Below are 22,718 nucleotides of genomic sequence, written 5' to 3'. Positions count from 1 at the left end.
GATCAGCATGGCGTAGGAACCTTGATGATCTTCTGAACCGGTCATGCCCGTCTTGCTGCCGCCAACCGAGGCGCTTCTACCCTGATCGACCCAAGTCGGACATGATCACGACTTTGCCGGGGCCCTGTCCCGGATCCGCCTCGCCTTCGCCGAGAAATTGCGCCGCCGAAAGGAACTCGCGCGCGCTCGCGCATTTCTGACCGCGGCGCAGGCCGGTTTCGCCGCCATGGGCGCCGATCCCTGGCTGGCCCGCACGATCACCGAATTGCGGGCCACCGGATATCGGCCGGCCGCCGCCGAACAACCGGCGGCCACCCTCACTCCTCAGGAGTACGAGATCGCGCGGCTGGCCGCCGGCGGGCTGACCAACAAGCAGATCGCCGACCGCCTGTATCTCTCGCATCGCACGGTGGGCGCCCACCTGTACCGGATCTTCCCGAAGCTCGGCATCTCGTCGCGGGCCGGGTTGCGCGACGCGCTCACGGCGTACGAGTCGGCGACGCCACACTGATTTCCGGTGACCGAGCCTATTGTCGAATCGACCTGAGCCCGCCATGAAAAGCATGGCTGCCATCGCCGAAAAGCCCCGATACACATCGGTTTTCACTAGCGATCAAGTAGGATTCAACACCCGCCCCTCTACGCTTTCCGAACTCACCGGAATTGCTGCGGGGACGGGGTTCATGGCCATCGCGACGAGCGTTGCTGACGTTACCCGGAGCCGCCACACCAAGCACCCGAAGGAGCCAGGAATGCAGGCACAGCACACCGCGACGACACGGCATCTCCATCAGCTCCTGGGCAGCCTTCACGGTCGTCTCTGCGGCGGTTTCGTCGCGGACCTGCGATCGCGGCTGACCGGGGGCCATGTGGTCGAGGTCGCGCACGCTGTCGTGTTCGCCGCGGTCGCCGAGGCCGTGGCCCTGACCGACTCCGACATCGACTTGCTGATCGCCACGCTCGCCGGCCATGGAGAGGACACCGCGATGGCCGAGACCATCAAGCGGGCCGGCCGCGCCCGGCCACCGCTGTCCGGTTCGACGCCGTCCGCCCGCGCCCTGGTCCGATCTCTCGGGTGACAGCTCGAGGGCGGCGCTAGGTCGAGAGATTGCCGTACGCGTCCAGCTCGAACACCTCGGTCAGGCTCAGCCAGTTGTCCCGGGCCGCGGCCGACGCGCCCTCCCCATCACCCGCCTCGCACAAGGTGATGATCCGGTCGTGCAACGCCACCGACGCACGACCGTTGAGCGACGAGAAACGCAGCCGCTCCAACCGCCGCAACACCGGCGTGTACTGCTCGATCACCGCACGCAACACAGGATTGGCCGACGCCCGCACCGCGACACCATGAAAATCGTCGTCCGAGGCGATCGCCGCATCGACGTCATCAGCCCGCAGAGCCGCCGCGAAACGGGCGTTGGCCTCCCGCATGGCGTCCAGCTCGACCACGGACAAGTGCGGCACAGCCTCCCGCACGGCGAGCTCGTGCATCGCGGCCATCACGGTCTGAACAGCCCGTGCGATACGGGCGTCCAGCGGGCTGACGATCGTGTAGCGGCCAGGCTCGGTGACCACCAGGCCCGACCCCTCCAAGCGCGCCAGCGCCTCGCGGACCGGGGTGCGACTCATGCCCAGCCACTGGGCCAGCTCGGCGTCGTTGAGCTTCTCCCCCGGCGCCATGGTGCCGTCGACGATGGCATCCCGGATCGACCGGTAGGCGTTCTCCCGCAACAACAATCGCGAGATGATCCCTACTCGCTCCGGTATCGGCATGCACAATATTCCACTCCGCACGGCGATCAGGGGTCAATGACGGGCGCGTCAGCCCTGCACGAGTGGCGGTGCGCACTGCACCCACGACCGTCCCGCCATCGTCGCCGGTCCGGCGTCGCCGACGTGTCGCACTTCACCGCCGTCGGTGTGAGAGTTGACGACAGCCGCCCGTCGGAACAGGTGAGGAGTCGCCGCCGAATCGACCAAGCCAAGGACGGACACGATGGACCAGCATTCTTCAGGCCAGGCCGGCGCCCCGGTCACCGAGACGGTGCTGTCGCCCCCGCAGGAGCAGTTCTTCGACGCCTTCCTGGGCGCGGCGGCAGCGGTACGGCGACGGGTCAGCGCCGATCTCGTGCAGCTGTACAACATCACGCTGAGCGATTACCAGACGCTGCGGCATCTGGCCGGCGCCCCGGACCGCCGCATGCGCCTGCAGGACCTCGCCGACGCCCGTTTCCTGTCCCGCAGCCGGATCAGCCGGATGATCTACAGCTTCGAGAGCCGCGGGTTCATCGAGCGCGAACGTCCCGAGGACGATCGGCGTGGCTGGTACGCGATCCTCACCCCGGCCGGTCAGGACTGGCTGGATCGCTGCGAGCCGACGTACGCCTCCAGCGTGCACCGTCACGCCCTGGGCACGCTCGGCCCGGACACCATCCGGATCGTCACGGCAGCGGCTCAGCAGCTCGCATCACCCGTCCCGCCTGGACAGCCGGAGCCGGCCCGGGCGAAGGTGCGCCTTCACTGAGCCCGAGGCGATGGAGAAGGCCTCGTCGCCATGAGCGTGGGCGAAGTTGCCGAAGCCCGGCGCCACGTCCATCGCACCGGCCGGGAGCCGGTGACTGCCCTGGGGGGACCAGCCACCGGCCCGATCGGGTGGTCCGGCCAGCTCGTGACATGGCCGGACCCGGCGGGCCGATCAGTGAGCACCGGCCCTTCCCGTTCCAGCAGACGGCGGAAAGCCGGCGAGGTTCAGCCCGGCACCGGACCGCCGAGGATCCGCCGGGCGGCCACCTCGCCCATCCGGCGGGCCGCCGCGGCGAAGGCTAGTTCTCTCTGGTGGAGGCGACGGGCGGTGGGGAGCTCATCGGCCGGGAGCCTGAGCGGGCCCGGCTGACCGAGGTGCTCGAGCACCTGCCGGTCGCCGGGGGAGCACTGGCGCTGACCGGCGGCCCCGGCGCCGGCAAGTCGGCGTTGCTGTCCTGGCTGTCCGGCACGGCGCAGACGCGCGGCGTCCGCGTGCTGGGGCCACCGCCTCCGCGGCCGAGAACGCGCGGCTGATCACCCTCGACGAGCCGCTCGAGCTCGGCTTCCGGCATCCGCTGACGCGGTCGGCGATCGGCCGGGCCATGAGCGCGGCCCGCCGCCGCGAGGTGCACCGGGCCCTGGCCGACGTGCTGACCGCTCATCCGGAGCGGCGGATCCGGCACCGGGCCGGCGCCGCCGCGGGGCCCGCCGAGCAGCTCGCCGCCCAGCTCGCCGAGGCCGCCGAGGAGGCCCGCCGGCGGGGCGCGATGACGTCGGCCGCCCGCACGTACGAACGGGCGGCGCAGCTGAGCCCGGGCAGGTCGAGCAGCTGGGCCGCGGCGGCGGGCGCTAGTGGCTCGACGCGGCCCGCCAGCACCAGGGCGCTCCAGCTGGCGGTGTCAGCCACTGGGCGTCGTCCACGACGATCAGCAGGGGCCCGTCCCCGGTCAGGGCGGCGACGAGGTCGAGAAGGGCCCGCGCGACGAGGGCCGGCGGCGCCTCCGCCCCCACGGCCCGCAGCAGACGCCCGGCCTCCGGCAGCGACTCGCCGCGGCGCACCTGGGCGGGGAGCAGGTGCAGGCCGGCGTACGGAAGCTCGAACTCGTCCCCCACCGCGGTGATCGACAGCACGGAGGCCCGACGCTCCGCAGCCCGCCCGGTCACCCACCGCAGCAGAGCCGACTTGCCCACGCCGGGCTGGCCGCGCAGAACCAGGCACCGGCCGCCCTCCGCCGCCTGGCCCGTTGGCGACCGGGTGGCCGACGGGCCCCGGGCGAGGTGCCGCCCGGGGCCCGTCGGTCGGGAGGCGGTCAGGGCAGGCGCGCGTCGACCGTCAGGATCCGGGTCTTCTGGTTGGCGCTGAAGTTGTCGTCGCTGATCAGCTGGAGACGGTGCCGGGCACCGTGACCCGGCTCGACGGCGAGGCCTTCGAAGTTGTCCAGCAGCGGGTTCAGTTGCGGCTGCGGGCTTGTCGCGCCCAGGGTCGGGCAGTTGGCGAGATCGGCGATGGGCTGCTTCTCGACGAGACTGCGGTAACCGGCGGTCGAGAGGTTCCGCACGGCGCTGACGTCCGGGGCCCGGTTGGCGCCGGTGACCGCGTACAGCCGGACGGTGTTACCGACGCCCGAGGTGAAAGCGGCCTCGAGGACCACCAGCCGCCCGTCGGCGTAGGCCGCCACCTCGGCGATCCGGTTGCCCCGGTCGGCCTGGTAGCCGAACTGGCGGGCGAGGCGATAGTCGCCACGCCCGTCGGCCTTGTAGACCAGCACGCGGTGCCGGGGCACCTCACCGTTGGACGGCGCGTCGCCGGCGAGGGAGCCCTCCATCGCCGCGTAGACGTACTTTCCGTCCGGCGAGATGGTCAGGCCTTCGAGGGTCGCGTTCTCCGGCGCCTCGCCGGTCGGCGCGACCCGGAAACGCTCCGGCACCGGGAGTTCGCCCCGCTGGACGCCGTCGCGGCCGAAGATGCGGATCGACGGCTCGGCCTCGGAGCTGACGAGGAAGGTGCCGTCCGGCAGCACGGCGAGTCCCTCGCCGTCGAAGTTCGTGCCGTCGAAGGGGGTGCCGTCCGCGCGCTTGAGCGCCGTCGTCCGGGTCGCTTGCGGCGCGGGGCCGTCACCGAGGAAGACCAGGCGGGCCGGCTGCGTGCCGCTCCGGTCGATCACCGTCACGGACGACCGGCTGACCTTGTCGTACGTGATGGCGGACAGCCCGCCGACGGCGACGCCGTCCTTGCTCGTCGACTTGTCCAGACTGTCGCTGTACGAGACCGCTTCGGCCCGCGGGGCGCAGTTGCCCCCGTTCGGCACCGAGGAGGCCCCGGCCGCGGGAACGACGAGCAGCGGCGCCAGAACACCGGCCGCTACCGCGGGCGCCATCAGGCGACCGCGGAGAGGGAAGGCCATTTTCATGAACCGCTCCTGTGGTGATGGTCCTGTCGGACTCGTGAATGGGCGGACGGCAGCCGAGCGAAGATGGTCACCGTCCGACTGTCCCGACGGGACTGCGATCGCGTCGTTCACCGCGAGCCGCACAACGGACGTGACCAATGTCATCCGACCGGGCTCAGATGACACCGGCACGCACCACGTAGGCCACCAGGTGCGACCGGTTGCGCAGCTTGTACCGGGCCATCACGCCGTAGATGATCGTCTTGACGGTCCGCACGGAGTACCGCATCTCCTCGGCGATCTCGGTGGTGTCCAGCCCCTCCGCCATCAAGCGCAGCACGGCGACCTCGCGGGAGCTCAGGCCGGAAGGCGTCAGCCCGTTCGGCTGCAACACGTCCCGCTGGATTCGGCGGACCTGTTCGAGCAGCTCCCCCAGCAGGCGGGCGGGCATCACGCCGCCCCCGCCGGCCGCGGTCAGGACACTGTGCACGACCCGCTCCCGGTTCACCGTCGCCCGCGGCAGAATGGCGACCACCCGGTTCTCCACCAGCATGAGCAACTGCGACTCGTCGATCTCCGAGATGACCAGGACGATCGGGCGGCCGACGGTCGCTTCGAGGCGGCGCAGCGTGGACACCACCTCGACGCTCAGCCGATCGGCCTCGACGACCAGCACGTCCGGCCGGTCGGGGCGGTCCGCACCGAGCACCGTGATCTCCGGGTGCCCGGTGAGGTAGCTCGCCAGCCCCTCGGCCGCGAGCGGGTCGCCCGCCAGTACCCGGACACACACCATCGCCACGAACAGCACTTCCTCGGGCTCGTCCACATTGGTCTTTCGCATTGACGACGTAGCCGCGGGCCCAGGGTTCAGATGCTTCGTGCCCGAGGCCCGAGCCGGTGGGCGCGGGTCCGGCGGCAACGCGGCACGACCCGGCTCACCCGGCGAAGCCGCGGAAGGCGCCCTCGGAGTCCTGGGCGGCCGCCTCGGCGAACTCCGCGAAGCCGAGAGCCCCGAGCGCCAGGCTCTCGTCCAGCACCGGAACCCAGGCCGGCACGATGCGGAACGCCCGCTCCCGGCTCCCCCGGGCCCGGGCGCCGGCTCCTCGCTCACCGGCGACCGTGACAGCGAGCAGCTTGTGCTCGGGATCGGTCAACGCCGCGCGGTCGGCGAGGAACACCACGTCCAGGCCGTCGCCGGCGGCCAGTACCTCGTCGACCGCCGCGCCGGCCCACAGGGTGTTCTCGACGAGCAGTGGGGGCCGGTCCGAGTCGTTCCCGGCGTGGAGCACCTCGCGGAGGGCCCGCCAGGCCGCCTCGTCGGAGTAGTCGGTACGCAGGACGACGGCTCCGAAGTTCTTTCGCTCGTCCGGTCCGGGCAGAATTCTCACACCGTCAAGGACGATCGCCGGCGCGAGTTGTTCAGGCGGCGAGACCCCTTCATCAGCGCCGAGGCGATCCGGACGCCTCGCTCAGCCTGGGGACGAGCGCTACCGGCCGAGACGGGCGACCACGGACGCGGCATCGTTCGACATCGCCCCCAGGAAGCCGGAACCGAGGGTGTTCTGCTGAGGCAGGCCGACATAGCCGAGTCCCGGCAGGGTGGCCGAGACACCCCGGAAGTGTTCCGGCCATCCGTGCGGGCCGAGCGCCCGGGCGTCCATCCACCCGTAGCCGGGCCGGAATCCGGTGCACCAGACGACGGCAGCTACCGCGAGGACCCGGCCGTCGACCAGTTGCGGCAGCCCGTCGCGGACACCGGCCACCCGGGGCACGCGACGGACCCCCACCCGGCGCAGCAACGCCTCGGTCTGCCAGATCAGGGGGCCTCCTCGCCGCGCGAGCCGGGCACGGACCAACCGGCCCAGCCGGCCGGCCGGCATCCTGCGGTCGTAGACCGTCCGGCGCACCACCGCGCTGCGCACCAGGCTGACGGGGATGTGCCCGGTGCTCTCGCCGGCCAGCCAGACCTCGTGCGTCGCGGACAGCTCGAGGGCGATGTCGGCGCCGGCCGGGCCGGCTCCGACCACCAGGACTCGCCCGGCCGGCAGATCGGAGGGTCTCCGGTAATCCCCTGAGTGCAGGTGCCGGACGGCGGGGGCGAGTGCGGCGGCGAAGGCCGGTGTGGCGGGCGTCCGGCACGCCCCGGTGGCGACGATCAGACGGTCCGTCTCGATGGCGAAGCCGTCGCCGGACAGCCGGTGCCGGCCCTGGTCGACCCGGTGGGTGCGGACGACCGAGCCGGGGCGGACCGGCAGATCGAAACGTTCCGCATAGCGGGCGAGGTAATCGGCCATCTCGTCCTTGCCGGGATGGGCGCCGGGTGGCACGTGCATCGGCAGGCCGGGAAGTTCGCAGAAGCGCGCCGGGGTGAACAGCCGCAGGCTGTCGTAGCGGCTGCGCCACACGTCACCGGGCCGGGCGCCGGCGTCGAGGACCACGAACCGCCGGCCGTTCCGGCGCAGATGCCACGACGCGGCGAGCCCGGCGGCCCCCGCACCCACCACGACCGCGGGAAAGTCAGACATGCCCCATACGACGGGACACCCGGCGCCGAATTCAGTCCTGTGACACGCACCGCCACCCGCCGCCTTCTTTGTCTTGCCGGCGGACCGTGCGGACCACGGACAGGGATCTGACCGGGGGACGTCAGGACCGGTCCGGGTCCTCGGCCACCGTGAATCGGGTGAAGCTCGCGGCGTAGCGGGCCGGTGGCACTGACACGTGCCGGGTGAAATGGCGGGTCAGGTGCGCTTGGTCGTGAAAGCCGGTGTCGACGGCGACGCGGGCCGGGGGCATTCCTTGCAACAGCAGTTTGCGCGCCAGATCGACGCGAGCGCCTATCACGTACGCGTGCGGGGAGATGCGGTAGCGGCGGGTGAAGCTGCGAACGAGGTGGGCGATACTGCGGTCGAGAAGCTGGGCGGCGTCCTTGAGGGTGACATCGCCGGTGAGGTGGCCGTCGAGGTATTCGCGCAGCTGGTCGGCGATGGTGGGTTCCGGATCGGGCACAGCCGGCGGGCGTCGTCGCAGGCGGTGCTGGAACCGCTCGGCGATCGCTGCCAGCCGTGCTTCCACGTCGAGCGGATCCGGTGCGACGAGCCGGGCATGTAGTGCGCTGATCGCCGCTCGCAGGGCCACGTCCTCGAAGGTCGATTCGTCGACCGCGCGGCCCACAAGGTTCTGGGGCAGGAACCGGCTGTCGAGATAGAGGTTGCGCTTGCGAAGCGACCGGAGCGCCAGGACGGGTAGCCGTTGTGTGCCACCCCGGGCGGCAGGATGCTGACGCTCTGCCCGACGGCGCCGTGGTGGCGGGTGTCCAGGTCGTACTGGATGGCGCCGTCGTCGACGATCAGCACTGTCCAGGTGTCATGGCAGTGTGTCGGATACCGGTAATCGACGATGCGCGCGTGGAAGACCTCGCAGATGCCGGGGACGGCCGGTTGCCAGGCCACGACCCGGCAGCGCTCCGGGATGGGCTCGTCCACATCAACAACGTACAAGACCATGACACCCAGCCGGGGCAGCCTGGATCGCATGGACCAGCCCGTGAACCTCAGCCAGGCGCTCGCCTCCTTCGACGCGATCTACAGCCCCCGGATCGTGACCAGGGTCAACGACTACGACGTGCGCGTCGCGCACACCCGGGGCGAGCATGTCTGGCACGTCCACCACGACACCGACGAGTTCTTCCTCGCCCTCGACGGCCGGTTCGACATCGCGCTACGCGGGGCCGACGGCACCGAGCGAACGGTCACGCTGCATACCGGCGACGTGTTCGTCGTTCCCCAAGGCACTGAGCACAAGCCGTCCTCGCCCGGTGGCGCCATCCTGATGTTCGAACCCACCGGAACGTCCACCACCGGCGATCAGCACGACGACGCGGTACCGGATCACGTAGACAGCACCACCGGTCACCCCCTGCGGTGAGGCCGGGCTGAACAGTCGTGGGTGACGACCGTCTTTCCGGGAGGGCCCGTCCTCCGCGGGCCGGCCACCGGCACACCGGAGACGACGTGACGCACCGACCTTGCACTGCTTAGGCGAACGGCTTGAGGTCGATCGCGGTGGCCAGCGCCTCCATGCCGGCGTTGTTGGGGTGCAGGTGGTCGCCCTGGTCGAAGCGGCTGTTCCAGCGGGACGGATCGGCGGGGTCGCGGGTGGCGGCGTCGAAGTCCACGACGGCGTCGCAGCCGCTGCCCTTGGACCGCACGAAGGTGTTGAACACCTTCCGGCCGGACTCGCCCACCTTGCTCCAGCTTTCCGAGCCCGCGTACGGGGCCAGGGTCGTGCACAGGACCTTGACATCCGCGTCGTGGCTGCGCTGGATCAGCTGCCGCAGGCCGGTGACCAGCCGGCCGCCGGTGGACGCGTCGGCGCCACCGAGGTCGTTGATCCCGAGATCGGCGACGATCACCCACTTGACGCCGGCCTGGCCGAGAACGTCACGCTGGAGCCGGTTGAGGCCGCTTTGCCCGACGCCGTTCTGCAGCAGCGAGTTGCCGCTGATGCCGGCATTGAGCACGCCGACCGCCCGGCCCCCGTCGTTCAGCCGCCGCGCGAGCAGGTCGGACCAGCTTCGATAGTCGTTCCACGTCGAGTCGTAGCCATCGGTGATCGAGGCCCCGAGGGCGACGACCGCACCCTCGGACGCCGGGTTCTGGACGTCCACGCCGGCCAGGAAGGAGTAGTTGTAGAACGAGCGCCCACCGGACATCGAGTCCTTTGTGGTCTGGTCGCCCGGCGCCGCGTAGTTGTCGCGGTTGGCCGATTCGTGCTGGGTGACCGATCCGACCCGCTGCGGGACGTAGGCGCTGATGGCCAGGTCGCCACCGGCCGGCAGCCGGAACGCCACCGGGTCGCTCACGGCCGTGCCCCCGGCCTTGATGGTCACCGAGTCCTTGCCGCCGAAGGTCACCCGCCCGTTGGTGCTCGGGTCGACCTTGCCCTCGCCCACGTGCTTGGCCAGGTGAACGGCACTGACGGTCAGCGGTTCCTTACCGAATTGGTTGGAGAGCTTGACACGTACGGCGTCTCCGCCGATGCTCGCGCGGATCACCTGCCGGACCGTCTCACGCTGGAAGCCCTTTCCGCGGCCGTCCTGCATGGCCGTGGCCCAGGTGCCCGTCCAGGCGTCCTTCGAAGGGTCCGGCGAGGCGCCGGCGCCGATCGGACCGAACGAGACCGCTTTGGCGGTCTCGTTCCCTTCGCTCCCCGAGTCCCGCCGTACCCACACGATCGCCGCCACGACAAGGACCACGACGGCGGCCGAGACAACGGTTGCGGACTTAACCCACTTATTCACGGCAACCACTGTACGGTCGTGATCCACCGCCGCGGCATCCCGTCGACCGCCCGATCTCCGCCGCCGTCGGACCTCCGGAAAAGTTCGTCCGGGACACCGGTCAGGACTGCGCCGGCTGGAGGACGAAGTCGTAGTGCGCGACCAGGAACGGCCGATCCATCGTTCCGCCGTCGGGGCTCGGGCCCGGCTGGTGCTCGACGAACGGGGTGATCAGCGCGTCCTTGACCCCGAAGACCACGTCCGAGTCCAGGTACTCCGTACCGGCCGGGAACAGGTGCGTGATCAGCTTCTCGTAGCCGGGCTCGTCCAGCAGGAAGTGGATGTGGGCCGGCCGATAGGCGCTGATGGCGGTCCGGCCGATCAAGTCCCCGACCGGACCGTCCATCGGAATCGTGTACCCGAGCGGCACGATCGTGCGGACGCAGTAGCTGCCGTCCGGCCGGACGCGGTACTTCGCCCGCAGCCGGGCCTCGTCGACCTCGGGCAGCTGAGCCTCGTACACCCCGTCGACGTCGGCCTGCCACACGTCCAGGACCGCGTCCGGCACCGCCTTGCCGTCCAGGCCGGTGACCCGGCCGACGAGGAACAGCGGCACACCCGGCAGCCCCTCGGACATGTCGGCGCCGAACCCGGCCGGCGGTGACCCGTCGATGTGGAAGGGGCCCAGCACCGTCGCCGGGGTGGCCCGCTCGTCGAAGCGGTGGTTCAGCTGCACCACGAGCGAGCTGAGGCCCAGCACGTCGGAGGCCAGGATGAACTCCTGCCGCTTGTCGTCGCTGAGCCGGCCGGTACGGGTCAGCCACTGCACGCCCGCCATCCACTCGTCCGGGGTCAGGCCGGTCTCGCGGGCGAACGCGTGCAGATGCCGCACCAACGCGGTCATCAACGCGGCCGTACGGGGTGACTGCGCCGTTCCCCACCGGCGCACCGCCTCCTCGGTGATGCTCACGTCAGGTTCGATCGTCACGATGCTCTCTCCTTCGTTGCGCCCGGCGGAGCGGCCGTGCTGCCGGGCGGGGTTGTCGCCGGTCATCAGGACGCGGCGAACCGGTCGACGGCACGCCGGGCGAGTTCGGCGAGGACGAACGAGGCGTCGGCCAGCACCGAGTCGTCGAACACTGCGTGCGGGCTGTGGTTGCTCGGCGCGGTCGCGGGGTCACCGGCCGCGCTCGCGCCCAGGAAGAGAAAGCAGCCCGGCACCTCGTTGAGCACGCGGGAGAAGTCCTCGGCCGCGGCGACCGGCGCGGACAACGGGTCGAACCGATCCGTTCCGAGCGTGTCCTGGACGACGGCGGCGGCGAACGCGTACTCGTTCGCATCATTGACCGTCACCGGGTATCCGTCGGCGAACACGGCCTCGGCGGTCATCCCGTGGGCCTGCGCGAGGCCCTTGGCCAACCGGGCGATCTCGGTCCTGATCCGCGTCCGGCTGGTCTCCGAGAACGTGCGGATGGTGCCGGCCAGCTCGACCTGCTCCGGGATGATGTTGGCGACGTGGCCCGCCTGGACCGACGTGACCGTGACAACGACCGGGTCGAACGGGTCGAAGGTGCGCGTGATCATCGACTGGAGGGCCGTGATGAGGTGCGCCGCGACCGGGACCGGGTCGTTGGCCACGTGCGGTCGCGACGCGTGGCCGCCGCGGCCGGTCACCGTCACGGTCACCGAATCGGTGGCGCCCATGATGGTGCCCGGGCGGCTGCGGAACACCCCGCGCGGGGTCTCGTAGGACCGCACGTGCAGGCCGTACGCCGCCCTCACCCGCTCGCCGGCCGCCTCGAGCACGCCCTCCTTGATCATGAGGTCGGCGCCGTCCCAGCCTTCCTCGCCGGGCTGGAACATGAAGACGACGTCGCCGGCCAGCCGGTCACGGTGCTCGGTCAGCGTGCGGGCGGCGCCGACGAGAGCCGCGGTGTGCAGGTCGTGCCCGCAGGCGTGCATGACGCCGGGCGTCCGGCTCGCGTAGTCCAGGCCGGTCGCCTCGGTCAGCAGCAGCGCGTCCATGTCGGCCCGGAGCAGAACCGCCGGACCCGGCCGTCCGCCCCGCAGCACGGCGGTCACCGACGTCAGCGCCTCCCCGCGGGACACTTCCAGGTCCAGGCCCCCGAGCGCGTCGAGGACCGCCGCCTGCGTCCGCGGCAGCTGGAGACCGGTCTCGGGATGCGCGTGCAGGTCCCGTCGCAGCCGCACGAGATCCGCCTGCAGCCCCTCGGCGGTGCGCAGGACGCCGGCGTCGTCGGCATCGGACATGTGGATCACCCCATTCGCTCACGCCGCCCGGACAGGCGGTCACACCAGGCAGGACGTGTTTCGCGGGGGCAAGTTCAGGAGGCCGATGTCACCCGGCCGGCCGGGGCGGGCGTCGCCCGGCGGTCAGGCGCCGGCGGGCAGGCGCGTGTGCCGCGGGATGCTGCCGAACTTGCCCGAGTGGAAGTCGCGGTACGCCTGCTCGATCTCCTCGCGCGTGTTCATCACGAAGGGGCCGCTGGCGTACACGGACTCGCCGATCGGCCGCCCGGCAAACACCAGCACCCTGGTCTGCTCGTCACCGTCGCCGGTGGCCAGCGACAGCGTGGTCGGCTCCTCCGGCCGCGACACGGGGTCGGACCAGGCGACCTGGCCGGCCCGCACCTGTCGTCCGCCGATCGTCAGCCGGCCCGAGATCACGTACGCGAAGGCGCGCTCGTCCCCGGCGAGCAGCTGCCGATAGCCGGTCCTCGGGTCCAGCGTGATCATCACTCCGAGGATCGGCCAATGGTTGAGCGCCGGGCCCCGTACCGTGCCGGTCTCCCCCGAGATCACCTGGACCAGCACGCCCGGCTCGGTGTGCACGGCGTGCAGGCCGGCCCGCAGATCCTGGTATCGGGTGGGCGCCAGCTTCCTGTCGGCCGGCATGTTGACCCACAGCTGCAGGATGTGGGCGTGTTCCGAGCGGGCGGCGACCTCGCGGTGGATGATGCCCCGTCCCGCGGTCATCCACTGCACGTCGCCCGGCCCGATGACCCCGGCGTGACCCAGGCTGTCACCGTGCTCCAGCGCCCCGTCCAGGATGACGGTCACGGTCTCCAGCCCGCGGTGCGGATGCCAGTCGAAACCCGGCTCGGTGACGAACTCCTCGCCCATCACCAGGAACGGGTCGGTCCAGGCGTTGGCGCCCGGTGCGATGATCATTGAGCTGTCGGCCGACATGGGAGTCGGACCGAGATGAACCTTGTCGGCGACCCGGTCCACCTTGCGGGTCACCGGTGCGGCTGGTGTGGTCATGATGCCTTCCTTTCCTCGGTGAGGAGAAGCGTCCGTCCGCCGATCAGAGTTGGCAAACGCCGGGCAAGGTACTTACTTTGGAGAAGTGAACAAGCCGCCGACCGCTCCGGTGAACGAGGAAGCCTGCCTGCGCATCCTGCGAGCCATCGACATCATCGGGGTCCGCTGGACCGGCCCGATCCTGCTCGCCGCCGCCCGCGGCGCCCGCCGCTTCAAGGAGTACCGGGCCATGGTCGACGGCATCTCCGACCCGCAACTCACGCTGCGGCTCAAGCAGTTGCAGGCGCGCGGGCTCATCGACCGCACCGTTGTCCCGAGCACACCGGTGCAGATCACCTACAGCCTCACCGCCGACGCCGAGGAGCTGATCGCCGCGCTCCAGCCGCTGTCACGCTGGAGCGAGCGCCATCTCCCACCCGGCGACGCCTGATCCGGGCGGGAGCGAGGGCGGGGCGCCTGGCTGCGCCGAGCGGGGCGGGCCGCGAACCGCGGCCCGCCCCGGCGCGCCGGTCAGGCGAGGATGGTCAAGTCTTGCACCGTGTACGACAGCGATCCCCGGAAGCCGACACCGATGCGCTGGATGGCCAGGTCGGCGATCTCCTCACGGGGCGAGGGCAGGAACCGCAGATCACCCGATCCGATCCAGGCGTTGTCGACCTTGAGGCTGGTGAGCACCGACTGGGTCAGCTCGTGCACGGGGTCCGGGTCGAGACCGGTCGGCAGGCTGGCGGCCGCGGCGGCCGGGGTGGTCCAGAACTCGACACCGAGGTCGTGCCCACTGGTGGAGACGGACGCCCCCGGCCGGGGTTCATCGGGCCGGAACCGGGCTTGACCGCGGCCTGGCAGTGCCGGGTCAGAGCCACGCCTCACCCTCGTAGAGCCGGATGTACTGCTCCCGGATCTCCCCGGCGTCCGGACGGCCGGCCAGGGCCATCGTGTTGTGGCCGAAACCCAGTGACCCGGGCAGCACGTGGGTGAGCAGCGGAATGCCGGCGGCTTCGGCAATGCGCCCCGGCACGACCGTCGCCGCCGTCAGGTCGACGACATCGTCGAGCGAACTGATCGCCACGGCGATCGAGCGCAGGCCGGATCGCCGGGCCGGATCGGGCCGGCCCGGCCCGATCGCCAGGTACCGGCTGACCGTGGCCAGCGAGTACCCGCGCGAGGTGACGCGGTCGGGAAGCAGGCCGCGCCCGTACAGGAACAGAAGAGGACGGACCGCGAAGGCCGGCACCCGACCCGGGGCCGGGCCGAAGAACGGCGAGAGCAGCAGCAGACGGCGCACGGCGTCGCCCCGCTGCTGCGCCAGCCAGGTGGCCAGGATCGCGCCCGCCGAGACGCCGACGACACCGGCCTCGCTGCCCAGCCCGTACGCGATACCCAGCGCCTCGGACGCGTAGGCGGTGAGCTGGTCCGTCGTGATCCGGCGGGTGGCGGACGGATCGGTCGTGCCGTGACCGGGCGCCCGCGGTATCCAGACGTTGTAGCCGCGTCGGTGGAAGTCACGGCCCAGGTCGCTCAGTTGTTCCGGTCCGTGCGTGTATCCGTGCAGCAGCAGCACCGAACGAGCGGTGGAAGAGCCGTGGGTAAGCAGGCGGCTGCGCGATCGCGGCCGTATCCCCGGGTCGGCGGTCTCGGCGTCGATGACGGCCCGCGCCGCCCGCACGGCCGTCGTGAAAACCCTGGTGTCGTCGAGAGATCTCATCGAACGTGACGACGGTCCCGGTCGGCGCCCGTTCAGGTCGGCTACCTCACAGGCCGGGGCCGGCGTCGGCGACCGGGTGCCCGGCACGGCCTGAACCCGGGAGGATCCGGCGCGTTTGCAGGGACATGAGAGACACTTCCGCCCCGCGCCGCCTGCTGGCCGTCGGGCTGGTCCTGACCGCCGGGGTCGCCACCGGGCCGGCCGCCGCACTGGCCCGCCCGTCCACCCCCACGCCCGGTTCCGCCGGCTTGGGCGACCGGCTCTTCCCCACCCTCGGCAACGGCGGGTACGACGTCCAGCACTACGACCTCAAGCTGGCCTACCCCGAGAAGGACCCGTCGCAGACCGTCAGCGGTGACGTCAGCATCACCGCCGTCGCCACCCAGGCGCTGTCCCGCTTCAACCTGGACTTCGCCGGTCACGGCCCGGCCCGTGTCGAGGTCGACGGCAAGCCCGCCCGGTTCTCCCGCGACGGCGAGGAGCTTGTCGTCACGCCCCGGGCCGCTCTCCAGGCCGGTCGCGGTTTCACCGTCACGGTCAAGGGTTTCAGCGCCACCCCGGAGCAGCCGGATCCGGAGGCGCTGTACGGGTTCACCGTCACGCCGGACGGCACCGCGCTCATCTCGCAGCCGGCCGCCGCGCACCGGCTCTTCCCGAGCAACGACCACCCCAGCGACAAGGCCGGCTTCGCGGTCACCACGGATGTCCCGTCCGGGTGGGCCGGCGTCGCGAGCGGCGTCCGGACGGCCACCCGCAGCGGTCACGGGCGAGTCGTCTCGACCTACCGGCAGCGCCAGCCGATGGCCACCGAACTGCTTCAGGTCGTGGCCGGGGACTTCGTCGTCCAGGACCGTGCCCCGGTCGGCCGGGTCCGGGTCCGCGACGTCGTGCCACGCCGCCTGGCCGCTCAGCAGCTGCCGAAGTTCGAGGCCGAGCGGGAGCAGATCCGCTGGATGGAACAGCTGGCCGGGCCCTACCCCTTCGACGTGTACGGCTCGCTCATGATCGACGTGGCCGGGAACACCGCGCTGGAGACCCAGACACTGTCCATCTACGACTCGGCCGTCACCTCGCTTCCCCCGGCCGTCCTCGAGCCGACCATGGCGCACGAGTTGTCCCACCAGTGGTTCGGTAACAGCGTCGCGCCGATGGAGTGGAGCGACATCTGGCTCAACGAGGGTCACGCGACCTGGTACGAGCTGCTGTGGGCCGAGCGGGAGGGCACGCTGGAGGAGAACACCGGCTTCCCCACCCGGGAGGCTTTCTTCCAGCGGATCTACGCGCTCAGCGACTCCTGGCGAGCCGAGTCCGGTCCGGTGGCCCGGCCCCGCTCGGCCGAGGAACTGGCCGACCTGTTCAACATCAACGTCTACTACGGTGGCGCGCTGGCCCTCTACGCCCTTCAGCAGAAGGTCGGCCCGGCCGCCTTCCAGCGGCTGCAGCGCGAGTGGGCCACCGTTCATCGCGGCAAGTCGGCGTCCACCGACGACTTCATCGCTCTGGCGTCGCGTTCGACCGGGCGCGATCTGCGGCCGTTCCTGACGGCCTGGCTGTACGGGACGGTGACGCCGCCCATGCCGGGACATCCCGGCTGGACCCCGGCCGGGGATCCGGCTGCGCTCAAGGGTCTGCGCCTGAACAAGTGACCCGGTGACCCGGTGACAGGGTGGCGGTCCCCAGGGTGACGATCGATCTCCGGCGCGCCGCGGACCGAGCAGTTGCTCCCGGGGCCGCCGACGCGCTCCGGACGAATGTGATCTGCATCCGGCGCCCTCGGATGAACAGTTGCCCACAAGGTCCTGACCTGCAGCGATGGGCGTCGCGGAGCCGTCGCCAGGGTACGGCCGGCCGGGCTGCCCCGGATACGCTGCCGCGATGCCCGATCGACCACACACTGCCCTGTCCGGGCCGAAAGGTATGTCGGCGAGTGTTCGGACGATGCTGTGCCGGCCCGCGCTCTGGGTCCCCGAGCACACGGTCACCGTCGAGGAGACGCTGGAACAGATGCGCCGCCGGTACGACGGTCACGACAAGCTGGGTGCTGTCCTGCGGGCGATCGAAAACAGCGGTGTCCGCCGGCGGCACCTCGTGCACCCGATCGGGGATCCGCTGCCCCCTCCGGGAACGGCGGCTCGTACCCGGCTCCACCTGCGAGAGATCCGGCGGGCGCTGCCCGGAGTCGTGGACGAGGCTCTCCGGTCCGCCGAGCTGCCGGTCGCCGGGGTCGATGCCATCGTGTTCGTCTCCGGTGCCGGCTTCTCCATGCCCCCGATCACCAGCTGGATGATCGACAAGTGCGGGTTCCGGGGCGATGTACGCCAGGTTCCGGTCACCGGGTCCGGCTACGCCGCCGGCGCCGCGGCGATCAGGCGGGCGCACGACATCCGCATCGCCCGGCCCGGCTCCACCGTGCTGGTGGTCGCGTGCGAGGTCGGTCGGCCGCCGGAGGTCGCCACCCTGCTGTCCGGTGCCTTGCCGGGCGACGCGATCGCGGCCGTCGTCGTGCGGGGGCCGGGCGCAAGGGGCGTGGTGCTGCGCCGCGACGCCTTGCCCGTCCGGCTCGGCCCGGAGGAACAGATCCCGTACGGTCGCGGCCGGGACGATCTGTCGCGCTTGCTCGGCGTACCGCCGGGCGTTCTGCGACACAGCCGGGAAGTCCGGGCCGACTACGGCGACATCGCGTCGGCGGCGGTACCGGCTGTGCTGCAACGCTTTTTCGACGACGACCGCCCGGCCGGGACCGACGCAAGCATCGGCAGCCACACGCCCGCTGGTGCCGCGCTGCGGAGAACGGCATCTTTCCCCCGGCTCTGATTGATCCCGGAGGGCTACCGTCCGTCAGTGGTTACGTGACTGACAAATTCGAGACACGTCCCTGGCGAGCCGACGACCTCCCGATTCTGCGGATGTCCGAGTCGCTCTTCGCGCCGCAGACGTACCCGCAGCGCTTCCTGACCCGCGGCCGCCGCCTGCGTCCTCTCCATCAGAGGGTCGCGGACCAGCCGGCCGTGCCGGGGCACCGGTGGACGGGGCAGGTCGGGCTGGCCGGAGACCGGATCATCGCGCTGGCCGAGTGCTCCTGGGACCCGGCCGACCCGGCCTCGCCCATCTTGACGGTCAATGTCGCCGACGCCTGGCAGGCCAGCGGATTCGGTCGCCGGACGCTTCGCGATCTGGTCAGCCGGTGCCTGTGCATGGGACTGACCACGTTCACCGTGGACTACGCGGCGTCGAACGTCGCCCTGCACGCGATGCTCAACTCGATAAGCACCGAGATGGGCCCGCGGTACACGGTCAGCGGAGTCACGCGCGCCGGCCTCGGCCACCTGACCGTTCGGGCGTCGGGCTGACTACGCGGCCGCGCCGCCGGCTCGCTGACCCAGCTTGGCCAGGCGACGCCGGATCTGAGCCTCCTGCTGCGGGTCCGACTCGTTGGTGAGAGCCAGAGCCTCCAGCCAGACCGCCCGGGCCGTGAGCCGGTCGTTCATCGCGTAGGCGGTGTCGCCCAGGCCCAGCCGCGCGCGGACCAGGTGCACACGATGGCCGGCAGCCTGAGCGAGCTCCCGGGACGCGGCCCAGTCGGCCAGGGACTCGGGGTAGAGCCGCTCGCGCAGGTACAGGGCGGCACGGCGCAAGTGGCATTCGCTGCGCCGGACGTCGTCGGCGAGCTGCTCGCTCATGGTCAGGGCCCGGCCGATGGTCTCGAAGCTCAGCACGTGGTCGCCGAGTTCGTACTGCGCGTCGGCGAGACGGCACAGCACGTCCGCCTGAGCGACCCGGTCCCCGAGCGACTCCGCCATGCGCAGCGCCTGGTGGTGGTGGTCGACGGAGCGGACGTAATCGCCGGTCGCGAAACTCACCTCGCCGAGGTTGCGCAGCGTCAGCGCCTCCCGCGACGCGTTGCCCAGCTCCGTAAAGATTCCGAGCGCACGTTCGAGCAGACCCAGCGCGAGAGGACTGTTGCCCAGGTAGAACTGGGCGCCGGCCAGACTGCGCAGCATCTCCGCGGCGCCGGCCCGGTCGCCGCCGTCCTCGGCCGCGGTCAGGCACTCGCCCACCACGGTCGCCCACTCGTGCCACCAGCCCTCCCGCTGGTAGAAACCCTGCACTGTCAGTTCCAGCTGCCAGGCGTCGTACACCCGGCCCCGGTCGATCGCCTGACGGATGACCGCTTTGAGCTCGGCCCGTTCGGCGGTGAACCAGGCGGCGGCCTCTTTGTCGTCCCGCGGCTCGGCGACGACTCCTTCGTACGCGACGGGTTCGGCATCGATCGGGGCGTTGATGAAGAGGTTGGCGGCATAGGCAACCCGCCGGTAGTAGCGGAGCAGCCGGTCGGCGGCCGCCTCGCGCTCCGCGACGGACTCGCCGTCGAGCATCAGCTCTCGTGCGTACGCGGCGATCAGGTCATGGGCGCCGTACCGGCCGGGCCGGCGTTCCGTGATCAGCCTGCTCCGCGCCAGCTCACCGAAGACCGTCCGGGCGTCGCCGGCGGACAGGCCGCCGAGGCTCGCCGCCGCCGGCAGGGTGACGTCCGGGCCCGGGTGCAGCGCCAGCAGACGGAAGAGCCGCGCGGCCGCCGGGCTGAGGGCCCGATACGACCAGGAGAAGATGGCGCGCAGGTCGCTGTCCGGATCGTCGGAACCGAATCCGTCGAGGCTTCCCTGAGCGTCGTGCAGCTCACGCGCGACATCCGAGAGCCGGAACCCGGGACGGGCCAGGGCCCGGGCGGCCACCACGGCCAGGGCCAGCGGAAGGCCCGCGCACAGGTCGACGATCTCGTCCAGGGCCGCCCGGTCGGCCAGGGCACGGGCCGCCCCGACCCGCGAGACCAGGAGCTCCCGCGCCTCGTCGGCCGGCAGAACGTCGAGGGCGAGCACGTGGGCGCCGTGGGTCGCGGCCAGACCGGCGAGGCTGTAGCGGCTCGTCACCAGGACGAGGCTCCCCGGGGCCCCGGGGAGCAACGGCCGGGCCTGGTCGGCGTCGCGGACGTTGTCCAGGACGATCAGCACCCGGCGCTCGGCCAGGACGCTGCGGTAGAGCCCCGAGCGGGCCAGGTCGTTCTTCGGGATGTCCGGGCCGCGGACCCCGAGCGCGTGCAGGAAGGCCTGCAGCACCTCGGCCGGGTCCAGAGCGGCGTCCGGGTCCAGTCCCCGCAGGTCGGCGTAGAGCTGCCCGTCGGGATACTCGTCGGCCACCCGGTATGCCAGGTGGGTCGCCAGGCTGGTCTTCCCGACGCCGGGAATCCCCTCGATGGCCACGATCCGCAAGGCGCTGCCCGCGGCCCGGCCGTGAAGGAGCCCGAGGGCCCGGCGCAGACTGTCGCCCCGGCCGGTGAAGTGCGGCAGATCAGGAAGCAACTGGGCCGGCCGGACGAAGAACGACGGCGGATCGTCCGCCGGTGCGGCCTCGTCGGAAGCGCCGTGCCGCAGGACGGTCTGGTATGCCGCCTGCAGCTCCCGGCCCGGATCGATCCCGAGGTCGTCGGCCAGCCGGTCGCGCAGCTCCTGGTACAGGGCGATCGCCTCGGCCTGTTGCCCGGCCGCGGACAACGCCAGCAGGAACTTGGCCTGAACGGCCTCGTCCAGCCGCCGCTGCCGGGCGACCCGCCGCAGCATCGGCAGCACAGCACGGGCGTCGCCGGCACGCAGGGCCAGGTCGGTGGCCTCGCGGACCAGATCGGCGTACTCGTTGTCCACGGCCTCGAAGTCGACGACCGGGCGGCTGAGCAGCTCCGGCGCGCCGGCACAGGGTCCGCTCGACAGCTCCAGCGCCTCGACGCACGCGGCCAGCCCCTCCGAGGGGTCCTCGGCCGCCCGCGCCCGCCGCGCCAAGCTCCGGAAGTTCAGCAGATCCAGGTTGTCCGCGTCGACCGCCACGCGGTAGCCGGACGCGTCGCCGGTCAGCCACCGGCCGGACGCGCGCGGGCGCAGCCCGGGCTCGAGCAGGCGCCGGAGGCCGCCCAGGTGAAGGTGCACGATGTTCACGGCGCTGCGCGGCGGCCGCTCGTCCCACAACAGCGCGACGAACTCCGCGAGGCCGACCGGCTGACCGGCCCGCGCCAGGAGCAACGCCAGAATCAGGCGCTGCTGACGCGAGCCGAGGTCGACTTCCCGCTCACCCCGCCAGGCCCGCACCGGCCCGAGGACGGCGAAGCGGACCAGCGGAGCGTCGCTCGACGACCCGGTCACGGTAGCGCTCCCATCGGCGTCGCGATCGGTCAGTGATCAAAGCTTCCCCAGCTTAGGGGAGCCGCGGTCCGGCGGGTGACTTCCCCGCGGGCGTCGGCCGGCGGCCACTGAACCCGCACAGCGCGGGCACGTAGTGCACGGTATGACGTCACCCCCGGAACAGCTGTTCGGACGTGAGGTGGAGCTGGCCCGCATCGGTCGTTTCATGGAATCTGTACGAGACGGCGGGGATGTCCGGATGGTCCGAGGTGAACCCGGGGTCGGCAAGTCGGCGCTGCTGGCCGCCGCGGCCGACCTGGCCGGGGCGGCCGGCCTGCGGGTGTTACGCGGGTCCGGGTCGGAGTTCGAGGCCGATGTGAGTTACTCACTGCTCAACCAGACGCTGCTTCCCCTGTACACCGAGATACAGCGGCTGCCCCCGGCCCTGCGCGACGCGCTCACCGTCGCGCTCGGCTTCGGCCCGGGCCCGGCGCCCGCGGCGTTGCTGGTCTGCAACGCCGCCCTGGCCCTGCTCACCACCGTGGCCCGGAAGACCCCGGTGGTGGTGATCGTGGACGACCTGCAGTGGGTCGACCGGCCGAGCGCCGTCGTGCTGGGCTTCATCGCGCGACGGGTCGCCGGGTCACCCGTCGGCGTCATCGCCGCCTCCCGGACCGGCACCGAAGGCCTTCTCGACCGGCGCGGTCTGGCCGAGGTCACCGTGGAACCCCTGGACACCGAGGCCGCCGCCCAGCTGGTGGACGTCCGCTTCCCGACCCTGCCGGCGCGGGCCCGGCAGCGCCTGCTCGACCTGGCCCAGGGCAACCCGCTGGCCTTGTCCGAGCTGCCGGCCGCCCTCGACGGCGAAGCCGGGCACCGCTTCGAGGAGTCCGACGTCGACCCCCTCAGCAACCGGCTGCAGACCATCTTCGCCGCCCGCATGGCCGACCTGCCCGACCCCACTCGCCTGCTGTTGCTGCTGGCCACGTTCGAGGGCAGCGGCGACCTGCGCATCCTGCGCGGCATGACCGACCTCGTCCACCTGGCGCCGGCCGAACGAGCCCAGCTGGTCCGGGTCGACGACTCGACCGGTCGTCTGAGGTTCCGCCATCCCCTCATCCAGTCGGCCATCGTCGCGACGTCCGCCTACGAGGAGCGCCGGCAGGCTCATCTGGCCATCGCCGCGGCCCTGCCGGGCGACCCGGAACGTCGCACCTGGCACCTGGTCGCCGCCACCGCGGGGCCGGACGAGTCGGTCGCGGCGGAGCTCGAGCACGCCTCGCACCGCCTTTCAATCCGTTCCCCGGAGCAGAAAGGGCCGCCAGAAAGCCGTTAACAGCGAATAGAGTAGGAATTAACTGGCGATC

The 22,718-nt window shown here is 71.5% G+C and carries 25 protein-coding genes and 1 pseudogene; 10 read left to right on the top strand and 16 right to left on the bottom strand.

Features of this window, described 5'->3' with window-relative positions; translation table 11 throughout:
• Positions 1 to 226: 226 nt before the first annotated feature.
• Both HJC40_RS27375 and HJC40_RS27370 read left to right on the top strand, forming a co-directional pair.
• Complete coding sequence (locus HJC40_RS27375; RefSeq protein WP_250005137.1) at positions 227 to 511, top strand: response regulator transcription factor; 285 nt, start codon at positions 227 to 229, stop codon at positions 509 to 511.
• Between the two features lie 241 nt (positions 512 to 752).
• Positions 753 to 1,079, top strand: coding sequence for a hypothetical protein (locus tag HJC40_RS27370; RefSeq protein WP_250005135.1), 327 nt, complete (start codon positions 753 to 755; stop codon positions 1,077 to 1,079).
• 16 nt (positions 1,080 to 1,095) lie between these two features.
• Here the strand turns inward: HJC40_RS27370 and HJC40_RS27365 are convergent, their stop codons facing one another.
• Positions 1,096 to 1,773, bottom strand: coding sequence for a GntR family transcriptional regulator (locus HJC40_RS27365; protein WP_250005133.1), 678 nt, complete (start codon positions 1,771 to 1,773; stop codon positions 1,096 to 1,098).
• Between the two features lie 223 nt (positions 1,774 to 1,996).
• Here HJC40_RS27365 and HJC40_RS27360 point away from each other — a divergent pair, with 223 nt between their 5' ends.
• The gene (locus tag HJC40_RS27360; protein WP_250005131.1) at positions 1,997 to 2,524 is read left to right on the top strand and encodes a MarR family winged helix-turn-helix transcriptional regulator; all 528 of its coding nucleotides are present in this window, start codon (positions 1,997 to 1,999) and stop codon (positions 2,522 to 2,524) included.
• Positions 2,525 to 2,835: 311 nt separating this feature from the next.
• Entirely contained in the window at positions 2,836 to 3,057 is a 222-nt protein-coding gene (locus HJC40_RS27355; RefSeq protein WP_250005129.1) for an ATP-binding protein, read from the top strand.
• 124 nt (positions 3,058 to 3,181) lie between these two features.
• Here HJC40_RS27355 and HJC40_RS27350 read toward each other — a convergent pair whose 3' ends face one another.
• The 8 genes and pseudogenes from HJC40_RS27350 to HJC40_RS46265 all read right to left on the bottom strand — a co-directional run.
• Positions 3,182 to 3,400 carry a hypothetical protein gene (locus tag HJC40_RS27350; RefSeq protein ID WP_250005127.1) on the bottom strand — a complete coding sequence of 73 codons (219 nt, stop codon included), beginning with the start codon at positions 3,398 to 3,400 and terminating at the stop codon, positions 3,182 to 3,184.
• The gene (locus tag HJC40_RS27345; RefSeq protein WP_284043825.1) at positions 3,373 to 3,837 is read right to left on the bottom strand and encodes an ATP-binding protein; all 465 of its coding nucleotides are present in this window, start codon (positions 3,835 to 3,837) and stop codon (positions 3,373 to 3,375) included. The genes HJC40_RS27350 and HJC40_RS27345 overlap by 28 nt, the downstream gene beginning before the upstream one ends.
• Positions 3,834 to 4,901, bottom strand: coding sequence for an esterase-like activity of phytase family protein (locus HJC40_RS27340; protein ID WP_250005124.1), 1,068 nt, complete (start codon positions 4,899 to 4,901; stop codon positions 3,834 to 3,836). The genes HJC40_RS27345 and HJC40_RS27340 overlap by 4 nt, the downstream gene beginning before the upstream one ends.
• A 187-nt stretch (positions 4,902 to 5,088) precedes the next feature.
• Entirely contained in the window at positions 5,089 to 5,754 is a 666-nt protein-coding gene (locus HJC40_RS27335; protein WP_374272846.1) for a response regulator transcription factor, read from the bottom strand.
• Positions 5,755 to 5,848: 94 nt separating this feature from the next.
• The gene (locus HJC40_RS27330; RefSeq protein WP_250005123.1) at positions 5,849 to 6,301 is read right to left on the bottom strand and encodes a hypothetical protein; all 453 of its coding nucleotides are present in this window, start codon (positions 6,299 to 6,301) and stop codon (positions 5,849 to 5,851) included.
• Positions 6,302 to 6,400: 99 nt separating this feature from the next.
• Positions 6,401 to 7,438: an NAD(P)/FAD-dependent oxidoreductase gene (locus HJC40_RS27325; protein ID WP_250005121.1), complete on the bottom strand. Its 1,038-nt coding sequence runs from the start codon at positions 7,436 to 7,438 to the stop codon at positions 6,401 to 6,403.
• A gap of 121 nt (positions 7,439 to 7,559) precedes the next feature.
• Positions 7,560 to 8,051 carry an AraC family transcriptional regulator gene (locus tag HJC40_RS27320; protein ID WP_250005120.1) on the bottom strand — a complete coding sequence of 164 codons (492 nt, stop codon included), beginning with the start codon at positions 8,049 to 8,051 and terminating at the stop codon, positions 7,560 to 7,562.
• A gap of 161 nt (positions 8,052 to 8,212) precedes the next feature.
• Positions 8,213 to 8,419 (bottom strand): annotated as a pseudogene (locus HJC40_RS46265) (hypothetical protein); the annotation flags it as partial.
• 28 nt (positions 8,420 to 8,447) lie between these two features.
• Here HJC40_RS46265 and HJC40_RS27315 point away from each other — a divergent pair.
• Positions 8,448 to 8,840: a cupin domain-containing protein gene (locus tag HJC40_RS27315; protein ID WP_250005118.1), complete on the top strand. Its 393-nt coding sequence runs from the start codon at positions 8,448 to 8,450 to the stop codon at positions 8,838 to 8,840.
• A gap of 109 nt (positions 8,841 to 8,949) precedes the next feature.
• On the opposite strand, the gene HJC40_RS46260 is transcribed toward HJC40_RS27315, so the two are convergent.
• From HJC40_RS46260 to HJC40_RS27295, 4 genes are all read right to left on the bottom strand, one after another.
• On the bottom strand, positions 8,950 to 10,215 hold the full coding sequence (locus tag HJC40_RS46260; RefSeq protein ID WP_250005116.1) for a GDSL-type esterase/lipase family protein: 1,266 nt from the start codon (positions 10,213 to 10,215) through the stop codon (positions 8,950 to 8,952).
• A gap of 100 nt (positions 10,216 to 10,315) precedes the next feature.
• Positions 10,316 to 11,182: a dioxygenase gene (locus tag HJC40_RS27305; RefSeq protein WP_250005114.1), complete on the bottom strand. Its 867-nt coding sequence runs from the start codon at positions 11,180 to 11,182 to the stop codon at positions 10,316 to 10,318.
• Positions 11,183 to 11,247: 65 nt separating this feature from the next.
• Positions 11,248 to 12,465 (bottom strand): M20 family metallopeptidase, encoded by a 1,218-nt coding sequence (locus HJC40_RS27300; RefSeq protein ID WP_250005112.1) that lies wholly within the window; start codon positions 12,463 to 12,465, stop codon positions 11,248 to 11,250.
• A 123-nt stretch (positions 12,466 to 12,588) separates the two neighbouring features.
• Positions 12,589 to 13,479, bottom strand: a complete 891-nt coding sequence (locus HJC40_RS27295) for a pirin family protein (protein ID WP_250005109.1) — start codon at positions 13,477 to 13,479, stop codon at positions 12,589 to 12,591.
• Positions 13,480 to 13,564: 85 nt separating this feature from the next.
• On the opposite strand from HJC40_RS27295, the gene HJC40_RS27290 reads away from it, so the two are divergent.
• Positions 13,565 to 13,909 (top strand): helix-turn-helix domain-containing protein, encoded by a 345-nt coding sequence (locus HJC40_RS27290; protein WP_250005106.1) that lies wholly within the window; start codon positions 13,565 to 13,567, stop codon positions 13,907 to 13,909.
• A gap of 80 nt (positions 13,910 to 13,989) precedes the next feature.
• Here the strand turns inward: HJC40_RS27290 and HJC40_RS27285 are convergent, their stop codons facing one another.
• Both HJC40_RS27285 and HJC40_RS27280 read right to left on the bottom strand, forming a co-directional pair.
• Positions 13,990 to 14,349 carry an acetoacetate decarboxylase family protein gene (locus tag HJC40_RS27285; RefSeq protein ID WP_250005103.1) on the bottom strand — a complete coding sequence of 120 codons (360 nt, stop codon included), beginning with the start codon at positions 14,347 to 14,349 and terminating at the stop codon, positions 13,990 to 13,992.
• Positions 14,333 to 15,184, bottom strand: coding sequence for a carboxylesterase (locus HJC40_RS27280; protein ID WP_250005100.1), 852 nt, complete (start codon positions 15,182 to 15,184; stop codon positions 14,333 to 14,335). Before HJC40_RS27280 ends, HJC40_RS27285 begins: the two co-directional genes overlap by 17 nt.
• A 125-nt stretch (positions 15,185 to 15,309) precedes the next feature.
• Here HJC40_RS27280 and HJC40_RS27275 point away from each other — a divergent pair, with 125 nt between their 5' ends.
• The 3 genes from HJC40_RS27275 (at position 15,310) to HJC40_RS27265 (ending at position 18,534) form a co-directional block, all read left to right on the top strand.
• Entirely contained in the window at positions 15,310 to 16,830 is a 1,521-nt protein-coding gene (locus HJC40_RS27275) for a M1 family metallopeptidase (RefSeq protein WP_250005097.1), read from the top strand.
• A gap of 229 nt (positions 16,831 to 17,059) precedes the next feature.
• Complete coding sequence (locus tag HJC40_RS27270; protein ID WP_250005094.1) at positions 17,060 to 17,998, top strand: hypothetical protein; 939 nt, start codon at positions 17,060 to 17,062, stop codon at positions 17,996 to 17,998.
• Positions 17,999 to 18,033: 35 nt separating this feature from the next.
• Entirely contained in the window at positions 18,034 to 18,534 is a 501-nt protein-coding gene (locus HJC40_RS27265) for a hypothetical protein (protein WP_250005091.1), read from the top strand.
• On the opposite strand, the gene HJC40_RS27260 is transcribed toward HJC40_RS27265, so the two are convergent.
• Positions 18,535 to 21,372 carry a BTAD domain-containing putative transcriptional regulator gene (locus tag HJC40_RS27260; RefSeq protein ID WP_250005088.1) on the bottom strand — a complete coding sequence of 946 codons (2,838 nt, stop codon included), beginning with the start codon at positions 21,370 to 21,372 and terminating at the stop codon, positions 18,535 to 18,537.
• Between the two features lie 142 nt (positions 21,373 to 21,514).
• Between HJC40_RS27260 and HJC40_RS27255 the strand changes: the two genes are divergently transcribed.
• Positions 21,515 to 22,687: an AAA family ATPase gene (locus HJC40_RS27255; RefSeq protein WP_284043786.1), complete on the top strand. Its 1,173-nt coding sequence runs from the start codon at positions 21,515 to 21,517 to the stop codon at positions 22,685 to 22,687.
• Positions 22,688 to 22,718 lie beyond the last annotated feature (31 nt).

Source organism: Actinoplanes sp. M2I2, from assembly GCF_023544445.1.
GTDB lineage: Bacteria > Actinomycetota > Actinomycetes > Mycobacteriales > Micromonosporaceae > Actinoplanes.
This window is presented reverse-complemented; position numbering and strand designations above follow the sequence as displayed.

What these genes read in the sequence shown, in the direction of transcription:
- HJC40_RS27300 (WP_250005112.1), bottom strand. Translation starts at nt 12,465, where the DNA reads ATGTCCGATGCCGACGACGCCGGCGTCCTGCGCACCGCCGAGGGGCTG.
- HJC40_RS27325 (WP_250005121.1), bottom strand. Translation starts at nt 7,438, where the DNA reads ATGTCTGACTTTCCCGCGGTCGTGGTGGGTGCGGGGGCCGCCGGGCTC.
- HJC40_RS27280 (WP_250005100.1), bottom strand. Translation starts at nt 15,184, where the DNA reads ATGAGATCTCTCGACGACACCAGGGTTTTCACGACGGCCGTGCGGGCG.
- HJC40_RS27270 (WP_250005094.1), top strand. Translation starts at nt 17,060, where the DNA reads ATGCCCGATCGACCACACACTGCCCTGTCCGGGCCGAAAGGTATGTCG.
- HJC40_RS27375 (WP_250005137.1), top strand. Translation starts at nt 227, where the DNA reads ATGGGCGCCGATCCCTGGCTGGCCCGCACGATCACCGAATTGCGGGCC.
- HJC40_RS27255 (WP_284043786.1), top strand. Translation starts at nt 21,515, where the DNA reads ATGACGTCACCCCCGGAACAGCTGTTCGGACGTGAGGTGGAGCTGGCC.
- HJC40_RS27360 (WP_250005131.1), top strand. Translation starts at nt 1,997, where the DNA reads ATGGACCAGCATTCTTCAGGCCAGGCCGGCGCCCCGGTCACCGAGACG.
- HJC40_RS27295 (WP_250005109.1), bottom strand. Translation starts at nt 13,479, where the DNA reads ATGACCACACCAGCCGCACCGGTGACCCGCAAGGTGGACCGGGTCGCC.
- HJC40_RS27335 (WP_374272846.1), bottom strand. Translation starts at nt 5,754, where the DNA reads ATGCGAAAGACCAATGTGGACGAGCCCGAGGAAGTGCTGTTCGTGGCG.
- HJC40_RS27315 (WP_250005118.1), top strand. Translation starts at nt 8,448, where the DNA reads ATGGACCAGCCCGTGAACCTCAGCCAGGCGCTCGCCTCCTTCGACGCG.
- HJC40_RS27365 (WP_250005133.1), bottom strand. Translation starts at nt 1,773, where the DNA reads ATGCCGATACCGGAGCGAGTAGGGATCATCTCGCGATTGTTGTTGCGG.
- HJC40_RS27340 (WP_250005124.1), bottom strand. Translation starts at nt 4,901, where the DNA reads ATGGCGCCCGCGGTAGCGGCCGGTGTTCTGGCGCCGCTGCTCGTCGTT.
- HJC40_RS27370 (WP_250005135.1), top strand. Translation starts at nt 753, where the DNA reads ATGCAGGCACAGCACACCGCGACGACACGGCATCTCCATCAGCTCCTG.
- HJC40_RS27275 (WP_250005097.1), top strand. Translation starts at nt 15,310, where the DNA reads ATGAGAGACACTTCCGCCCCGCGCCGCCTGCTGGCCGTCGGGCTGGTC.